The sequence below is a fragment of the Polaromonas sp. P4_F9 genome (genome assembly GCF_056401235.1).
In genome coordinates this window covers 209,998-227,928 of sequence record NZ_JBFUJT010000003.1, presented here as the reverse complement: position 1 = coordinate 227,928, position 17,931 = coordinate 209,998, and the positions used below count along the sequence as shown (strand labels likewise).

Sequence of the window (17,931 nt, the reverse complement as noted above, 5' to 3'; positions counted from 1 at the left end):
GGGGTATTGGCGAAATGGGCGGTGGCCCCAGCCCTAAAATGAAGCGCATGTTTGTTCATTTACGTATCCACACCGAGTTTTCAGTCGTCGACGGGACCAACCGCATTGATGAGATTGTTCAGGCCACCGCGGCCGACCAGCAGCCGGCACTGGCCATTACCGACCTGAGCAACCTGTTCGGCACGGTCAAGTTCTACAAGGAAGCCCGTGGCGCCGGAGTGAAGCCTTTGATAGGTGCCGACGTCTGGGTGCAGGTTCCGGGAAAAGATGCTGCGACGCCTGCGGCCCGCCTGCTGCTGCTGGTGCAAAGCCACAGGGGTTACCTCAATCTGTCGGAGCTGCTCACGCGCGCCTGGACCAAAAACGTGGTGCGCGACCAGGCCGTGATCAAGCTGGAGTGGCTTGAAGAACTGAACGAGGGCCTGATTGCGCTCTCGGGCGCTCAGGGTGGCGCCGTGGGCCAGGCCCTGCTTCAGGGGGACGACGCACGGGCGCTGGAATGCGCCCTGCACCTGGCGGGTCTGTTTCCCCACCGCTTTTACCTGGAGCTGCAGCGCGCCCAGCGTCCGGATGACGAGCGCCATGTGGCGGCAGCCGTCCAGCTGGCCGCCCGGCTCAAGCTGCCGGTGGTGGCCACGCATCCCGTGCAGTTCCTCACCTACGACGACTATGAGGCGCACGAGGCGCGTGTCTGCATTGCCGAAGGTGAAATCCTGGGGAACACACGCCGTGTGCGCAAGTTCACGCGCGAACAATATTTCAAGTCGGCAGCGCAAATGACGCAGCTCTTTGCCGATGTGCCATCGGCGCTGGCCAATACGCTGGAAATTGCCAGGCGCTGCAACCTCAAGCTCGAGCTGGGCAAGCCCATGCTGCCCGACTATCCGACGCCGGAAGTCGATGGTGTGCGCCTGCCCATTGATGCCTACTTTCGCCATGCCTCGTTCGAAGGGCTGGAAGAGCGCCTGGCGCACCTGTACCCTGATGCGGCCTTGCGCGACCAGAAGCGGCCGGGCTATGTCGAGCGGCTGGAGTTCGAGATCAACACCATCCTGAAGATGGGGTTTCCGGGCTACTTCCTGATCGTGGGCGATTTCATCAACTGGGCCAAGAACAACGGCTGTCCGGTGGGGCCCGGCCGCGGCTCGGGTGCGGGCTCGCTGGTGGCCTATGCCCTGAAGATCACCGACCTCGACCCGTTGCAGTACAACCTGCTGTTCGAGCGGTTCCTGAATCCTGAGCGGGTTTCCATGCCCGACTTCGATATTGACTTTTGCCAGACCAACCGAGATCGCGTGATTGACTACGTGAAGGACAAATACGGCAAGGAGGCGGTGAGCCAGATCGTGACCTTCGGCACCATGGCGGCGCGTGCCGCTATTCGGGACGTGGGGCGTGTGCTGGATTTCCCGTACGGGTTTTGCGACGGCATTTCCAAGCTGATTCCCAACAAGCCGGGTCAGCACATCACGATTGAAAAGGCCAAGGAGGCCGAGCCGATCCTGGCCGAGCGCGAGCGCAAGGAAGAAGACGTGCGCACCCTGCTGGAGCTGGCGCAAAAGCTGGAAGGCCTGACCCGCAACGTCGGCATGCACGCCGGGGGCGTGCTGATTGCCCCCAGCAAGCTGACCGATTTTTGCCCGCTCTACGCCCAGCCCGGCAGCGATTCCGCGGTGAGCCAGTTCGACAAGGACGACGTGGAGGCCATCGGCCTCGTGAAGTTCGACTTTTTGGGCCTGGCCACCCTCACCATTCTGGAGATAGCGCGGGAATTCATCATCCAGCGCCATCCGGCGCAAAAGAACTTCAGGTTCGAGGACCTGCCGCTGAACGACCAGAAGGTGTATGCCCTGTTTGGCAGCGGTCAGACCGAAGCCGTGTTCCAGTTTGAAAGTATCGGCATGCAGCGCATGCTCAAGGATGCCAAACCCAACCGGCTGGAAGACCTGATCGCGATGAACGCGCTCTACCGCCCCGGGCCGATGGAGCTGATCCCGACCTACATTGCGCGCAAGCAGGGCAAGGAAGAACCGGAATACCCCGACCCGCGCGTCAAGCCCATCCTGGAAGAGACCTACGGCATCATGGTCTACCAGGAGCAGGTGATGCAGACCGCGCAGATCCTGGGCGGCTATTCACTCGGTGGCGCCGACTTGCTCCGCCGTGCGATGGGCAAGAAGAAGAAAGAGGAGATGGATGCCCAGCGCGAGGTGTTCCGCAAGGGCGCCGGCGAAAACGGCCTGACGCTGGAAAAAGCCGACGAGGTCTTTGACCTGATGGAAAAGTTTGCAGGGTACGGCTTCAACAAGTCGCACTCTGCCGCCTACGCGCTGCTGGCCTACCACACGGCCTGGCTCAAGGTGCACTACACCGCCGAATTCTTTGCGGCCAACATGACCGTGGAGATGGACGACACCGACAAGCTCAAGGTGTTGTTCGGCGATGCCCAAAAAATGGGCATCCAGTTTGAGTCCCCTGACATCAACCGCGGCGACTACCGGTTCGAGCCGATCAGCGCCACATCGGTGCGCTATGGCCTGGGCGCTGTCAAGGGCACCGGCCAGCAGGCGATTGCGGCGATCGTGGCGGCCCGCAAGGAAGGCGGCCCCTTCACTTCGCTGTACGACTTCTGCGTTCGCGTGGACCGCAGCAAGCTGAACAAGCGCACCGTGGAAGCGCTCATCAAGGGCGGGGCATTTGACAACCTGCATCTGAACCGTGCGGAGCTGCTCGCGTCGGTCGACCGTGCCTTCGAGTTTGCCGCCGCCACTGAAGCCAATGCCAACCAGGGCGGGCTGTTTGACATGTCCGACTCGCATGCCGCCAGCACCCAGGAGCCGGCGCTGGTCGAGGCGGTTCCTTTCGGTGTGAAAGCGCGCCTGGTGCTTGAAAAAACCGCCATCGGTTTTTACCTTTCAGGCCATCTGTTTGACGAGGTCGAGACCGAAGTGCGGCAGTTTGCCAAGCGCAAGATTGAAGACCTGATTGACTCCCGCGAGCCGCAGCTGCTGGCCGCCATTCTCAGTGATTTGCGGGTGATCAACGGCAACCGGGGCAAGTTGATCATTTTCAAGCTCGACGACAAGACCGATGTGCTGGAAGCTTCGGTGGACGAGACTGTCTTCAACGCCAACCGCAACCTGTTGAAAGACGACGAACTGGTGATTGTGCAAGGCACGCTGCAGGGCGCTTCCGAGCGTTTCGGGCGGCGCTTCAAGGTCACACAGGTCTGGGACCTTGAGACGGCGCGCTGCAAGTTCGGCAAATATTTGCGCGTGGCGGTCAATGGCGCAGCGCCCGATATTTCGAGGCTGGTCCGCGACTTTCCACCGCGGCCCGAAATGACGGAGCAGGGGGAACTGAAGCGCGGATTGCCCGTGCGGCTGAGCCTGCGCCGGCAGGACGGCAGGATGGGCGCCACCGCCGAGCTTCACCTGGGTGAGGCCGCACGGTTCTTTCCGACGGATGCCGCGCTGGCCAGCTGGATGGCGCAGGCCGACCGGGGGCTGGTGCAGATTGTTTATGAGTGAAACAAGGCCTGAGCCGAACCGATACAGGGACAGTAAGCTACTGTATTGATAGCGGTCGTCGGTCGTCGGTCGTCGTGCCGACATGCGGGCCCGTGCCAGGCCAGCGCGTGCTAGCCCTTGGGTCTGAATTCCAGGATCATCGGAGTGGGAACCCGCCCGTCATCGTCGCGCGGCAGGGTGCCGGTACGAATGATGGCTTTGATCACCGCCTCATCCCAAGCCTTGTTGCCGCTTGACTTGACCAGCCGCTGGCCGAGGACGACGCCGTCGGGTGTGCTGCGCACTTCAACTTCGGCCGTGGGGTTGCCGGCAATATCTTCGGTGAACACCACATTGGGCAAGACCCTGGCCCTGACTTTTCCGGCATAGCCGGCAGACGGTCCGCTGGATTTTTGGCCTGAACCTTTGGCATTGGCGTCACCCGTGGCGCCCGCCAGTCCCATCATGCGGTTCAGTGCATCCTGCCGCTGCTTTTGTGCCAGGGCTTCAGCCTGCTTTTTCTTCTCCAGGTCTTTTGCATCCTGCTTTTTGGCTTCAGCTTTCTGGGCTTCTTCAGCGGCTTTGCGCTTGGCCAGTTCTTCCTTGGCCTTTTGCTCTTTTTCTTTTTTGGCCTGAAGCTCGGCTTTCAGTTTTTCCTGCAGCTTCTGCGCCTTCAGCGTCTCGGCTTCCTTTTGCTGCTGCAGCAACTTGCGTTTTTTCTCCTGCTCCAGGGCAATGTCTACATTCGGTGTGGGTGGAGCCACCCTGGCTTCCGGCGCTTTGGGCTCCGGTGGCGGCGGAGGTGGCGGCGGTGTTTCGACCAGCTTGGGCGCTGCCTCCTGCGGCACGCTGGACCACAACTCGGCTTCAAACGAGACAGCCCGGTCACTGCGTTTCCAGTGGACGCCCCAGGTCAGTGCGGCCATCAACAGGATGTGGGCAAGCAGTGCCAGGGCGAAAGCGCGCAAGTAGCCCGCATCGCGAGGCGGGCCAAATTCAAGGCGGTCTGCAGCGCTGGGCATGGTGAAGTTGGTGAGGATAGTGGAGATGGTAGGTTTGAGCCGGCTTGGGGTCAGTTGCTGGTCTGTACCGACAGGCCAACCCGCGACACACCGGCCTTCTGCAGGTTGTCCATGACCTGGACCACGGTTTCGTACTTGATGGACTTGTCGGCACTGATGACGACCGGGACCGCGTCTGTGCCCGCCGCCCGGACGGCCGGCTCCCGCTTCACGATGTCGGCGGCCACGTTGCGCACGTTGCTGGGCAGGGCGTCCGTCTTGATCCTGATCTGGACTTTCTCGTCCTTGCCGATCTCGATCTGTACCGGATTGGGCGGTTTGCTGCTGGCCTTGCCAACCTTGGGCAATGCAATCATGCTGGGCGTGATCAGCGGTGCGGTCACCATGAAAATGATGAGCAGCACCAGCATGACGTCGATAAACGGCACCATGTTGATCTCGCTGATGGTGCGGCGGCCGCGGCCGCGGGAAGTGACAGCTGGCATGGCGATCTCCTAGGCGGACGGCCGCCGCGAAGGGCCGGCCCAAGCAAGTTCAGCTTCCCCGGGGGGCAGCGTAGTACACGAAATGACGAGCGTGGGAGCCAAGACCATTCCAGCAGGGGCCGCGGAACCGGCTTTGCCGGGCCGCAGGCGCAGCGCCCCCTCGGGGGGCAGCGCATTACATGAAGTGAAAAGCGTGGGGGCCAACATCTCTAGTGGCCCGAGGGCGACTGGGCGCCCAGGTTGCGCTGCAGGATGTTGGAAAACTCCTCGATGAAGGTTTCCAGCCGGTTCGCTACGCGGTCAATGTCGTGGGCGAAACGGTTGTAGGCCACCACGGCTGGAATAGCCGCAAAAAGGCCGATGGCGGTGGCCACCAGTGCTTCGGCGATGCCGGGGGCTACCGTGGCCAGCGTGACCTGCTCCAGGGCCGCCAGCCCGGTGAAGGCGTGCATGATGCCCCAGACCGTGCCGAAGAGGCCGACATAAGGGGAGACCGAGCCGACAGTTGCCAGAAACGACAGGTTGACTTCGATGGCATCGAGTTCGCGCTGGTAGCTGGCGCGCATTGCCCGGCGCGCGCCATCCAGCAGCGTGCCCGTGTCGGCGATGCGGCGCTCGCGCAGTTTTTGGTATTCACGCATGCCGCTGGCAAAAATACGCTCCATGGCACCCGAGTGCTTGGCGTTTTGCGCGGCCCCTGCAAACAAATCATTCAGGCTGGTGCCGGACCAGAACTCGCGGTCGAAGTCGTCGTTGAGTTTCTGAACCTTTTTAAGGGCCACAATTTTCCTGAAAATCGCGGCCCAGCTGGCTATGGAAACGCCAACCAGCAGCGCCACCACCAGTTGGACGACCCAGCTGGCGTTGAGGATGAGGCTGACAATGGAGAGGTCTTGGTTCATGTTGAAGCTTTGCCCGGTTTAAGCTGTCAGGAAAGGAAGCAGGAAATAATCGATTCGGGTATGCGCGCGGGCTTGAGGCTGGCGGCCTCGACCCAGCCAATCCTGATCGTGCCTTCACAAAGCAAGGGGGGCGATTGCCCGGCCGCCTGCTCTGTTTTCAATAGCGCCTGCTGTCTGATTATCAAAGACGCGCGGCCTGTTTCGACCATGCATGCCGTAACAATCAGTTCATCGTCGAGCCGGGCAGGGCGGTGATAGCGGATCTGGGTGTCGCTCACCACAAACATGCCCCCCGTGCTGTCCCTCAGGCGCTGCTGTTCTATGCCCAGTGATCTGAGCCATTCCGTGCGCGAACGTTCAAAAAATTTCAGGTAGTTGGCGTAAAAAACGATGCCACCGGCGTCGGTGTCTTCCCAGTACACCCTGAGCGGCCATTCGAAGACCTGTTGGGGCTGAGGCTGCCGCAACCCCTCGACGGGCTCGGGACGAACGAATGCGCTCATGCCAGCAAGGTCCTGAGCCGCGCCACCGCTTCCCGCAATTGCTCCATGGAGCTGGCGGTTGAGAAACGCACAAACTTCTCTGGTGCGGCCTGTCCGAAGTCGCGTCCGGGCGTGACGGCCAGATGGGCGCGCTTCATCAGCTCGAACGCGAGGTCCCAGCTGCCGCTGACACCCAGTCGCGCGGCGGTTTCCGTGCAATCGGCATACGCATAGAAGGCCCCGTCCGGCATGACCGGAACGCGCAGGCCCAGCCGGTTGAGTTCGGGAATGAAGTAATCACGGCGCGCCTTGAATTCGGCGCGGCGGCGCTCGTATTCCAGCAGGCTGTCGGGCTCAAAGCAGGCCAGTGCGGCATGTTGCGCCACGGTGCTGGCGCAGATAAAGAGGTTTTGCGCAATGCGCTCCACGACGGGCGCCAGTGCCTCGGGCACCACCAGCCAGCCCAGCCGCCAGCCCGTCATGTTGAAGTATTTGCTGAAGCTGTTGATGCTGATCACGCTTTGCCCCAGCTCGCCGGGCATGGCCAGCGCGGAGTGCCCGAAGTGCTCTTCATAGCTGAGTCCCAGATAGATCTCGTCAATCAGGGTCACGCCGCCCTGGCCGTGCACAAACTCATGGATGCGCTGCAGTTCTTCGGGGGCAATGGAGGTGCCCGTCGGGTTGGAGGGCGAGGCCAGCAGCACGCCGCGGGTCTTGTCCTTCCACGCCGCCTGTACCTTCTCGCGCGTGAGCTGAAATCGCTCTTCGGCTGTGGTTGGAATCAACACCGCATTGCCTTCCGCCGCGCTGACGAAATGCCGGTTGCATGGATAGCTCGGATCGGGCATCAGGATTTCATCCCCCACCTCGATGAGTGCCAGGCACGCCAGTTGCAGCGCGGCCGAGGCACCCGCCGTAACGATGATGCGGCTGGGCGCCACCTGGACACCAAAGCGCGAGGCATACCAGCCGCTGATGCGTTCGCGCAAAGCCGGCAGGCCCGTCGCCTGGCTGTACTGCGTGGTGCCCCGCGCGATGGCGCGTGCAGCTGCTTCCTGCACCAGCGGCGGGGCCGTGAAGTCCGGCTCGCCGATGTTCAGGAAGATCATGGGTTTGTCGCTACCGGCAAACTCCTGGGCCAGCGCCGAGGCTGCCTTGGCAACCTCCATGACGTAAAACGGCTCAATCCGCTGAGCCCGCTGGGCGATTTTCACGGCAAGCCTTTCATGGTCAGCAATTTATTTTGTCTGGTCAGCGGCGACTTCGGCAGCGCGCAGGGAGGGCGCCATTTTATGCAGAACCCCGTTGACGTATTTGTGCCCGTCGGTGCCACCAAACGCCTTGGCAAGTTCAATGCACTCGTTGATCACGACGCGGTAGGGAACATCCAGGCACTGCCTGAATTCGTAAGCGCCCATCCAGAGCACCGCGTGTTCAACCGGTGAAATTTCGGCCATGGGCCGATCCAGCAGGGGGTTGATGATTGCGTCGAGGGCGCTGGCGCCTTCAATGCAACCATGCAGCAGTGCGTCGTAGTGCGCCGAATCCGCCTTGTGGAAACCGACCAGGTCGCGGGTAAAGGCATCAATCGAGTCGGCGTCGTTACGGCCCACCAGGTGCTGGTACAGCGCCTGCAGGGCGAACTCGCGCGCTCGGGTGCGGGCCGATTTGTCGGCTGCTTTTTTGACACCCGTGTCGGTCAGGCCGGTGCGGATTTGGGGTGGTCGTTTGGGTTTGTTGAGGGGTTCAGCCATGAAGCGCCGGTTGGTAATAAAGGTTTTCTGGAACAGGGCTTATGCAAGCTCGTCCAGCAGATTGGCCATTTCGACGGCAACGCGCGCCGCATCACGTCCTTTTTCAACCTGGCGCACCTCGGCCTGCGCCAGGTTCTCGGTTGTCAAAATCGCGTTGGCAATCGGTAACTGGTAGTCAAGCGCCAGGCGTGTCACGGCCGAGCCGCTTTCGTTGGCCACCAATTCAAAGTGATAGGTCTCACCGCGAATGATGCAGCCCAGGGCGATCAGGGCATCGTATTTGTCACTTTCGGCCATGGCCTGCAGCGCGCAAGGCACTTCGAGTGCGCCGGGCACCTTGACATGCTTGATGTTTTTTTCTTCCACACCCAAGGCTGCAAGCTCCTGCTTGCAGGCTTCGGCGAGGGCATTGGTAACGCCTTCATTGAAGCGCGCCTGCACAATGCCAATGGAAAATTTTCTGCCGTCAAGCTTGTCAGTCGAACCTTTTTCTGCACCAAACACAATGAGCTCCCTTGATTGAATTATTTGAATGATTGAATGATTGAATTATTGAGTGATGTAGCCGACGATCTCCAGGCCATAGCCGGTCATGCTGGGCATGCGGCGCGGGTTGCCCATGAGGTTCATTTTGTGTACGCCGCATTCGCGCAAGATCTGCGCGCCGATGCCGTAGGTGCGCAAGTCCATGCGGCCGCGCTCGGGTCCATGGCTGGCACGGGCGGTGCCTTCAAACTGCGCCAGCAGCTGCGCCGCGCTTTCACCGCAGTTCAGCAGCACGGCCACACCTTTGCCTTCCCTGGCGATATGGTTCAGGCTCTGGTCCAGGCTCCACGAATGCATGGAACGCTGGACCTCCAGCGCGTCGAGGACCGACAGCGGCTCATGCACCCGCGCGGCGACGGTATCGTCCGCCGACCACTGACCCCGGACCAGTGCCAGGTGCAGGCCCTGGCTGGGTTTATCCTTGAACGCATGTACGGTAAATTCGCCGAACGCGGTTTGCAGCGTGCGGTTGCCAATTTTCTCGATCAGCGACTCGTTGCGGCTGCGGTGCTCGATCAGGTCGGCAATGGTGCCAATCTTCAGGCCGTGTTCAGCGGCAAATAACAGCAGGTCCGGCAGGCGGGCCATGGTGCCGTCGTCCTTCATGATCTCGCAAATCACGGCGGCCGGTGAGCAGTCGGCCATGCTCGCCAGGTCACAGCCCGCCTCGGTGTGGCCAGCGCGCATCAGAACGCCGCCATCGACAGCCTGGAGGGGAAAGATGTGGCCGGGCTGCACCAAATCGCTGACCTTGGCGTTTTTGGCTACGGCGGCTTGTACCGTGCGAGCCCGGTCAGCGGCAGAAATACCCGTGGTGACGCCTTCGGCCGCTTCAATGGACACGGTAAAGGCGGTTGAATGCTTGGTGCCGTTACGGGTGGCCATGGGGGGTAATTGCAGCAACTCGCAGCGTTCGCGCGTCAGTGTCAGGCAAATCAGGCCACGGCCGAAGCGGGCCATGAAGTTGATGGCCTCTGCGCTGACGTGGTCTGCTGCCAGAACGAGGTCGCCTTCGTTTTCGCGGTCCTCTTCATCGATCAGGATCACCATGCGGCCGGCGCGTATGTCGGCAACGATATCTTCAACAGGGGAAATTACAGTGGTCATGGGCAGCTTTTTCGGGGTGAATGGGTGTCTTTGAGCATGCGTTCAACATAGCGCGCGATCAGGTCGATTTCCAGATTGACCTGTGAGCCCGGCGCCAGTTGGCCCAGTGCCGTGTTTTGAACGGTGTGGGGGATGAGGTTGATGCTGATTTCGCTGCCGCCGGCATCGTCGTCCGTCAGGTCCACGACACGGTTCACCGTCAGGCTTGCTCCATTGACGGTGATGGAGCCTTTGTAGGCGAGGTATTTGCTCAGCTCCCGGGGCGCGCGGATGCGCAGTTCCCAGCTTTCGCCGACCTGGGCAAAGTGCGTCACACGGCCAATGCCATCGACATGGCCGGAAACGATATGCCCACCGAGGCGGTCATTTGCGCGAAGGGCTTTTTCCAGGTTGATGATGCCGGTTTGGGTCAGGCCGCTGGTTTTGGCCAGGGATTCGGCCGAGACGTCGACGCAGAAGCGGTTGTTGGCGCTGTCCAGTGAAGCCGCGGTCATGCAGGCGCCGCTGAGGGCAATGCTGTCGCCCAGACCCACATCGTCGAGATAACCCGCGGGTGTTTCAATGGTCAGTCGCTTGCCATGGTCTGAAGAGCTGCCCAGGCTATGGATGGCGACGATGCGCCCCATGCCGGTGATGATTCCGGTAAACATCCCGCCATTTTCGCAGGGAATCGAGCCATTGCGCCCCGAAAGGCACTAAAGGCCTGGAAAAGAGCGCCTGAACACCGGGTTCCCGGGTGTCCGCGTGGCGTTAGAACCGGTCCCGTCCTGCGACCCGGGCGATCACCCGCAAATCGACACCCACCCTCTCTGTGGAAAAAAATTCCAGCGGGATTGCCTCGGAAAGTTGTTGCAAGGGGCCAAATGAAGCCATGCCATGGCCAGCACCGAGCAGTTTCGGGGCCAGGTAGACCAGGAATTCGTCGATCAGCCCTTCCCGGAGCAGGGAGCCGTTGAGTTTGTGGCCTGCTTCAACGTGCACCTCGTTGATTTCACGCTGCGCCAGATCGCGCAACATGGCGGCCAAGTCCACTTTGTCCGGCGTTCCGGTTTGCCGGCCGGGCAAATAGATCACGGTGGCTCCGCGCTCTTCCAATGCAGTCTTCCTGGCATCATCTGGCACGGCAGCATAGACATAAATCGTGCGGTTACCTGTGAAAAGATTGGCGTTCAATGGCAGTTGAAGCCGGCTGTCCACCACCACCAGATGGGGCTGGCGAGGCGTGGCAGCCGATCTGACATCCAGGCGCGGGTTATCTTCGAGGACTGTGCCGATGCCGGTGAGGACGGCGCTGGCACGTGCGCGCCAGGCATGCCCGTCCGTGCGTGCCGCTTCCGAGGTAATCCACTGGCTTGCGCCATTTTCCAGCGCCGTTTTGCCATCCAGCGATGCCGCGATTTTCATGCGCACCCAGGGGGTCTTGCGGATCATGCGGCTGAAAAATCCGATGTTGAGTTCCCGCGCTGCCAAAGCCACGGGATTATCCGGGTTGAGCACGCTCACTTCGATTCCCGCCTTCTGCATGCGCGCGATACCCTGTCCCGCCACCAGGGGATTAGGGTCCTTCTGCGCCACCGCTACCCTGGCAATGCCGGCTTCAATCAATGCATCGCAGCACGGGGGAGTGCGGCCGTGATGGGAGCATGGCTCCAGCGTGACGTAAGCGGTAGCGCCGCGCACATCGAAGCCTGCCGCTCGCGCAGCTCGCAATGCCATGATTTCCGCATGCGCCTGCCCCACCTGCTGGGTATGGCCCTGTCCCAATGTGCGGCCGTTGGCGTCTACGATGATGCAGCCGACGCGGGGGTTTGGATCGCATGCCAGGGTGGCTTGCGCCGCTTGCGCGGCAGCTTGCTGGAAGCAGATGTCGGGGGGAGACGAATTACGTATTGGGTTCATTGCACTCACAGCCTTATTTGGAGCGGCGAGAGTAAACCAGTTATAGCCGTATTTGGCTTAAATAGACAAGCTCGCCGCCCGCATGCACGGGCGGCAAGGCAGTTTTATTTGTCGATTCGATGGTAGCGGTAGACAGGCTTGCGATCGGGTCGAACCTTCGGGACAACCTTTTTCGGCGACAGCGGGGTAGGGCCAGGGCCGCCAATCAAAAATGGCACGGTTTTACCATCGATCTCGACCAGGCCGCCTACTGGCGATGGAGGGATGCCTTGTGTGATGAATGTTGTCACCAGATCAAGGTCGGTAAGTTTGGCGCCAGTCTGGAAGTCGATCTGGTAGGCGCGCCCCGTGCCGAGGTTCGCGCAGATGTTCGTGCCAGAGGGCTTGGCCTGGTAGGTGTTGAAGTAAGTCACACCGGCAAAGGTGAGCGGCGTGGTAATCACCTGTTCGTAAGGCTCGCTTGTGGTCGAAAGGTTTCTGAACCAACCCTTAAAGGACGAAAGTGCCGTCGGATCGAAAATGGACAGAGTCGTCACATTCTTGAGATCTGGCAAATTCGCAGGGTCGACGACAACGCCGTATCCCCTTGCTGTCGTGATATCCGCTGCTTTGGTTATGGTGACGTCATCACGGATTCCATAGAACCGGTTGTTTACCTTCGCTGCCGCGGAGTCGGCGGATGGTTTCTCGCGGTCGCCTGTGCCTACCAGTACGGTGGCTTGCGACCCCAGCACCACTACGCTGGGAGCGGACATGAATTTTCGCTTTTCCGACACCACGGTCCAGTCACTGACCTGCGCGATCTTGTTGACCGGCCATTTACTCACATCAGAATAGCCGGTGTAAGAAGAATTCGGGTCGCTGGTGTTGATACGCCAGATATTGCCCCGTGTGTCGACCGCATAGAGCACATCGGTGTAGCCGTCGCGGTCTACGTCAACAGCGGTAATGTCAGCGACAAAGCGGCCAGCTGAGCTGTCCAGCTCCCCTGTTGCGACGCCGATGAACCGGTAGTTGGCTGCGGCGCCTTTCTCCGCGTCCATCACGACGATGCCTTTGCCTTGGGTCACCGAAGCGCACGCCGTGTTTGAGTCCTCGGCGTCATCGCATTTGTCGTAACCGGCACCGAAGACCACAAGCGGCGAGCTCATACCTTTGACGCGAATCGCTACAGGAGTGGACCACGTCTCGCCCATGCGGCTGTCATTGGCCTCGCTGTACCGCCATAACAATTTGGGTTGAACGCTGGCACTTGGCTTTGTGGTCACGTCAAAAGCGTAGACCGAACGCCCGCCACGGCGCATGGTCGGGTAGATCCAGAGCTTGATGACTGAGCTGCTGGTTCGTTCCTGGTAACCGCCGATGGTTCCGTCAAAGAAATAGGTTTTCGGCGTGGGGGTCGGGTTCAGCCCAGCATTGACGTTTGGATAGGAAATCAGCGGGCTGTTGGTGCGCACGCGATCAAGGGTGCTCCAGTGCTCGGGTGCGATAAACGACCAGAGTTCGTTGCCATCGGTTACGGCCTGGTTGCCATTGACGGCATGCAGCATGCCGTCACCGGCGCCGTAGAAAACCACCACGTCGTTGGCTTTGTCGACCCCGTAGTTCACGGCCAGCGGGCGCGAATGAACGACCTCACCGTGCACCGTTGGACGTGTGACCGTGTTGGCCGTGGACGAGTCACCCAGCCCACCCAGCCCGTAGTCAATGTAAGTTACTGCGCCGGTAGATGCTTTGATGTTGCCATCACCGTTGTTTTGTCCACGTGCCCAGTTGACCAGGGTAGGGCTCAGGCTGGTCATGTTGGTTGTCGTGAAATCTGTCAGGGCCGTGCAGCCTGATGTCGAACAGGTTTGAATGTTGCGTGCGGCATATCCCAGGTCACGCAGCCGTTGACCCGCTCCGCCACGCTCGACAATGGGCCCATCGGGTAAATCTGAATAGGGTTTCAGGTTGTTCGTTGGATCACAGGCAGAGGCACTGTTCATTCCGGTGATGGATTGCCAGTACGTGTCGCTATCCTTTGTCCAGTAACTCTGAGCACAGTGTTGGATAAAGCCGGAGTTGACGGCATCCACGGCAGACTTGCCCGTTGCATCAGCCAAAAACAGCGTGTTGCCGTTAAGGGCAAACTGGTATTGCTTGAGATTACCCACCCAGCGCTGCTGCGCATTGTCATCTGGCCGGAAAACACCCATGAACACCTGGTTCAGGAAAGTGCCTTGGGCATTGACGCTGACAGGCAGCGATGCTGAGGCAAACACGCTGTCGACCGCAGCAACCTGCGTCAGGATGTCGATAAACGCGTTGATCAGGCCATACAGGTCGCCGCCCACGGGGAAGTAGCCATTGGGGCCAGTCTGATCGGCCATCGATTTGAGCAGGGCGCCCTGCGATGGATCGGCTGTTTTGTTATAGACGTCAATCGTAAACATGCTGACGTGCTGCTCACCGGGTATGTCGCTAACGTCGGTTTGATAGAGGAATTTGGCCCATTCGTCGGCGAAGCGCACGTTTGTCTTGTCGGAGTTTGCCAGGGGTTTGGGATAAATTTGCGCTTCCGGGTTGTAGTTCAACCGGGTCATCTGTGTGTTGGTGGGGTAGGGTGACGAATTGGTGTTGGTGCCGTATTCCTGATTCGGAAATTTGTTACCAATCAGGACAATGTAGTTTTTGCCGCAGGCCGCAGTACCTCCAATAGGGCTCTGGTACGTGGTCTTGCTTGAGTCGGTGAATGCCTTGGGATCTTCCTGGTCAAGTGGCTTGGAGTAGCGGATTGGCCCAAAACCGGTGGCGCCGGTTGGGGTGCCTGCTGTGGCGGTACGTGATCCTGCGGGATTGGTCCATCCGCCAAAATATTTAAAAGCTTCGTACAGTGCCGTGCCGTATTCGGCTGACGACGGCCCCTTGAACTCCGGGGTGGTAATATTGCTGTCGATTCTGTCAAGGTCATCCAGCACCACCTTACATTGAGCCGTATCGAGCGATGTGATTCGATGCCGTATGTAGCCTGATACCACACTTGAACTGTCGACGCTGCCCGCATCGTTGAGCAGCATGATGCCCGCGTTTATTTTGATTTTTGCGCCGGTCTTGCAGACCAGTTCGTCCAATACGAGCCTTAGTGCACGTAATTCCACGCGTCCTTGTACCAGTTTCGTTTCAGCGCCGAAAATCGTGGTCACGTAACCCTTGCATATGGTTTTGGCTGGATCCGGGAGCAAATTGCACTTGGCGGTTACCTCGGTCACATCCCAAGCCTGGTTGCTGGCGGACCAGTTGGACGTGTTGTCAATAAAAAACAGCACATTGGGTTCGCCGCCGCCGGCTACGCCCGAATAAATGTCAATATCCGCGGCCGCTGCAGGCAGGGTCGTGAACAGCGCTGCCAACGGTGCCAGCAGCCAGATTCGCAAGGTAGATAGTTTCATGATGGTTTCTTTCGTGCCGGCTGCCTGCCGCAGCAAATTGCATTGAGTTAGTCGCAGCTGCCCAGTTCGTCAACTCCGCGGCGCACCTCAACACCCTGGACAACAGTGGCACCCGCTCCCAGCAGCTTGGCGTCGCTCGTGGTGGCCTGCATTTCATAGAGCACATTGGCGCACAGCGATTCGGCGTTTGGTGGGCCCAGGGCCGTAGGGTCAACAATGGTCAGTGGCGAGCCGCCGCCGCCAAAGCAGGAACTGTCGCTAGCCGGGACATAGGTGAGGGAGCCCGACACCTTGATCAGCTCTGAGTTTTTGATGATGCGCAAGCGCTTGCAGGTGAGATTGCTTACCGTGACGGCGACCGAGACATCGGCGCTGTCAGTGATGACCGATGTTCCAAGGTTGATGTATTCCTTCTTGCCGCCATTCTTGTAACCGTCCCAGGTGCTTGCCGGTGCGTTGAGCACCATGTCCAGCGCATAGTTTGCTGCCGTGTTTGCTTCCGTGCGCACCTGTTCATTGTTGATGATCTGGGTGTGACTCATGGAAAGACGAATCACTCCGACGGCTACCAGCATCAGCATCAGCAGCATGATCATTCCGATTAAAAGAACTGCGCCGGATTGAGAGGCTCGGCAAGACAGGCGGTGGCTGCGTTTCATCAAGATTCCTTGCGCGCTTTCGGCATTTCGAAAGAGATGTAGGTGCTGTAGACGCGGCGCTTGAGGTTGCTGCTGGCGGCGGGAATGTCGACGGTGGTGTCAGCACTCAACTTGAATGTGGTCGCATCGGCGGCGTTGCGGCTCGCGCTGGTGGAACTCGCAAGCAACCAGACGCGAACGCCGATGACGTCTGACCAGGTGGCGGGCGTCGGGCTGAAACTGTCGATGGTGCCGTCCCCGTCGCTGTCAACTGCGTACTCGAACTGCATCTGTTCAATATCTTCAACCAGCGCTACCGGGGTTGATATGCCGTCCGGCGTGATGTCAATGTAGCTTAATGCGGAAGACTTTAATGCGGAAGCGGTACTGATGTAGTAAATGCGCCGGATAATGCGCCGCTTCCCGGCCTTTATCGCACTGTCACAGGCCTTGGATTGCAGGGTAAAAGTCGCTTCAAGGCCTTTGTCCAGGACAAAAGGTGTGGTGTTGTATTCCGCGCCACATTCGGATACTTGCAGGTAAGCCTGCTTGTTGCTTTCGACATCGCACTCGGCGTCGCCGACCTGACAGGTGCTGGCACGCTGGATAAAAATGGCATCGGTGCCCGCCTTGCGTGTCAGGCAAACGGGGCTCGCCGCAGCATTGTTGAGCCCGGTGACGTGATTCAAGAGGGAGCCAGCCCACACCGCCGGGGCTGTAGAGCACATGTCGACGGGAGTGTTGCCGGTGGGGGTTGCGAGCGTGCCATAAAACCCGGTCTGCGACAGTTCGCGGGCCAGCACGTCCAGCCCGTACCGGCCGTTTTCTATCACCTCGGCGCTGAGTGCCAGTTCGCGGCGAGACGTACTGCTGTTAACGAAGATGACCGTCATTGCGATAACCAGCAGCAACCCAACCGCCATCGCAACCATTAATTCGACCAGAGTCAATCCGCGTTGGCGCGATGAATGCATGGACATACCTGCAATGCTGTTTATTCGGAACATATGTCAAACCTCACAGCGTTTTTTTCAGGTCTGGAACCATCACCCGCATCGAAACCCCGCGGCGCAAACCAGTGCCGAAATTCACTGCGCTGGCGCAGTTGTTCTGCCCTGTGACCGCGTCAGCTGGTGGATCATTGCCAGCTACAACGCCTTGCCAGACCACGACAACGTACAGATCCGCAAGCGAATTGGATTGGGGTGGCTCCATACGGATCAGGCAACCACGCGCGCCAATCATCGCTCCGACGGATTTTCCACCCTCTGTTACGGCCGCGCCCTGAAGAGAGTCGCCCCAGGCACAAAGCTGCGTCTTGGCTAGCGTTGCCATAGCTGTGCAGTCGAGCACGCCGTTGAGCCCGCCATTGCCGACCCCGACGTACACGGAGCCATTTGTTGAGCTGAGCTCTGCAGTCAGGAAGCTATCGATAATGCCGCGAGAGGCTGTCAGACGTGCCTCCATATCCCGGACCAGTGCGAGTGCCTGACCGCGCTGGTAGGACTCAAACTCTACTTTCGTGGCTTTCGTCTGGAGTCCGAAGGTACCCAATATTCCGATAAGAATGATGGCAAGCGTGACCAGAATTTCGATGAGCGTGAAGCCGCGCACGCGGGAATATGTACCAACGGCGTAGCCACGTTGGTACCGAATGCGCGTCTGTGGGACGATTATGGGCATTTCCCTTCCTTTTCTGCGGTTCGTCCGGCGGTCGATACGGTCACGCAACGGTAAAGGTCGGTCGTTGCTACTGTTAGCTCTATCGTCACTGCATCGGACAACCGCCCATAGGCATTGAACTGGAAGCTGCCCGCGCCCGAGCTTATCGTGGGAAACGCATCCTGGGTACGCAGGATTGTTGCCCCGGCCTTGACGTCCCATCCTGTGGTGATGTTGGCGAACGAAAACCCGACGGCAGTATTGCGTTTGAGGGCCTCGCTACGAGCCATCCACAATGACTCGGTTAATGCCGAAGCGGCTGAACGCATGCGTTGCGTGGCAATGAGATTGCGGAAGGATGGCGCCGCGAGCGAGGCAAAGATCGCCATGATCGCAACGGTAATCATCAACTCAATGAGCGTGAAGCCGCGCGCATCCGCCGGCGCCACCAGTGACCTAGAGCGACAGGCTGCGGCGCGGGGCGGCAATTTCAT

General features: G+C 59.8%; 16 protein-coding genes. 1 reads left to right on the top strand and 15 read right to left on the bottom strand.

The features are described from left to right. The first annotated feature begins 47 nt into the window (after positions 1-47). Positions 48-3,530, top strand: coding sequence for a DNA polymerase III subunit alpha (gene dnaE, locus AC1DUB_RS04700; protein ID WP_477728518.1), 3,483 nt, complete (start codon positions 48-50; stop codon positions 3,528-3,530). Positions 3,531-3,640: 110 nt separating this feature from the next. On the opposite strand, the gene tolA is transcribed toward dnaE, so the two are convergent. The 15 genes from tolA to AC1DUB_RS04625 all read right to left on the bottom strand — a co-directional run bounded on the left by tolA (position 3,641) and on the right by AC1DUB_RS04625 (position 17,931). Beyond that, positions 3,641-4,531, bottom strand: a complete 891-nt coding sequence (tolA, locus tag AC1DUB_RS04695; protein ID WP_477728517.1) for a cell envelope integrity protein TolA — start codon at positions 4,529-4,531, stop codon at positions 3,641-3,643. Positions 4,532-4,581: 50 nt separating this feature from the next. Continuing rightward, positions 4,582-5,016: an ExbD/TolR family protein gene (locus AC1DUB_RS04690; protein ID WP_477728516.1), complete on the bottom strand. Its 435-nt coding sequence runs from the start codon at positions 5,014-5,016 to the stop codon at positions 4,582-4,584. 209 nt (positions 5,017-5,225) lie between these two features. Continuing rightward, positions 5,226-5,918, bottom strand: a complete 693-nt coding sequence (gene tolQ, locus AC1DUB_RS04685; protein WP_011483803.1) for a protein TolQ — start codon at positions 5,916-5,918, stop codon at positions 5,226-5,228. A gap of 26 nt (positions 5,919-5,944) precedes the next feature. Further along, positions 5,945-6,421: a tol-pal system-associated acyl-CoA thioesterase gene (gene ybgC / locus AC1DUB_RS04680; protein WP_477728515.1), complete on the bottom strand. Its 477-nt coding sequence runs from the start codon at positions 6,419-6,421 to the stop codon at positions 5,945-5,947. Next, positions 6,418-7,614: a pyridoxal phosphate-dependent aminotransferase gene (locus AC1DUB_RS04675; RefSeq protein WP_477728514.1), complete on the bottom strand. Its 1,197-nt coding sequence runs from the start codon at positions 7,612-7,614 to the stop codon at positions 6,418-6,420. Before AC1DUB_RS04675 ends, ybgC begins: the two co-directional genes overlap by 4 nt. A gap of 24 nt (positions 7,615-7,638) precedes the next feature. Further along, positions 7,639-8,154, bottom strand: coding sequence for a transcription antitermination factor NusB (nusB, locus tag AC1DUB_RS04670; protein ID WP_477728513.1), 516 nt, complete (start codon positions 8,152-8,154; stop codon positions 7,639-7,641). A 39-nt stretch (positions 8,155-8,193) separates the two neighbouring features. Next, positions 8,194-8,658: a 6,7-dimethyl-8-ribityllumazine synthase gene (ribH, locus tag AC1DUB_RS04665; protein WP_477728512.1), complete on the bottom strand. Its 465-nt coding sequence runs from the start codon at positions 8,656-8,658 to the stop codon at positions 8,194-8,196. A gap of 45 nt (positions 8,659-8,703) precedes the next feature. Beyond that, positions 8,704-9,807, bottom strand: coding sequence for a bifunctional 3,4-dihydroxy-2-butanone-4-phosphate synthase/GTP cyclohydrolase II (gene ribBA / locus AC1DUB_RS04660; RefSeq protein WP_477728511.1), 1,104 nt, complete (start codon positions 9,805-9,807; stop codon positions 8,704-8,706). Beyond that, positions 9,804-10,457, bottom strand: a complete 654-nt coding sequence (locus tag AC1DUB_RS04655; protein ID WP_477728510.1) for a riboflavin synthase — start codon at positions 10,455-10,457, stop codon at positions 9,804-9,806. The genes ribBA and AC1DUB_RS04655 overlap by 4 nt, the downstream gene beginning before the upstream one ends. 100 nt (positions 10,458-10,557) lie before the next feature. Next, positions 10,558-11,706, bottom strand: coding sequence for a bifunctional diaminohydroxyphosphoribosylaminopyrimidine deaminase/5-amino-6-(5-phosphoribosylamino)uracil reductase RibD (gene ribD, locus AC1DUB_RS04650; protein WP_477728509.1), 1,149 nt, complete (start codon positions 11,704-11,706; stop codon positions 10,558-10,560). 104 nt (positions 11,707-11,810) lie between these two features. Next, on the bottom strand, positions 11,811-15,137 hold the full coding sequence (locus tag AC1DUB_RS04645; RefSeq protein ID WP_477728508.1) for a pilus assembly protein: 3,327 nt from the start codon (positions 15,135-15,137) through the stop codon (positions 11,811-11,813). A gap of 47 nt (positions 15,138-15,184) precedes the next feature. Next, positions 15,185-15,727, bottom strand: coding sequence for a hypothetical protein (locus tag AC1DUB_RS04640; protein ID WP_477728507.1), 543 nt, complete (start codon positions 15,725-15,727; stop codon positions 15,185-15,187). Between the two features lie 68 nt (positions 15,728-15,795). Next, positions 15,796-16,755 (bottom strand): PilW family protein, encoded by a 960-nt coding sequence (locus tag AC1DUB_RS04635; RefSeq protein WP_477728506.1) that lies wholly within the window; start codon positions 16,753-16,755, stop codon positions 15,796-15,798. 37 nt (positions 16,756-16,792) lie between these two features. Next, positions 16,793-17,458, bottom strand: a complete 666-nt coding sequence (locus AC1DUB_RS04630) for a type IV pilus modification PilV family protein (RefSeq protein WP_477728505.1) — start codon at positions 17,456-17,458, stop codon at positions 16,793-16,795. Continuing rightward, on the bottom strand, positions 17,449-17,931 hold the full coding sequence (locus AC1DUB_RS04625) for a GspH/FimT family pseudopilin (RefSeq protein ID WP_477728504.1): 483 nt from the start codon (positions 17,929-17,931) through the stop codon (positions 17,449-17,451). The genes AC1DUB_RS04630 and AC1DUB_RS04625 overlap by 10 nt, the downstream gene beginning before the upstream one ends.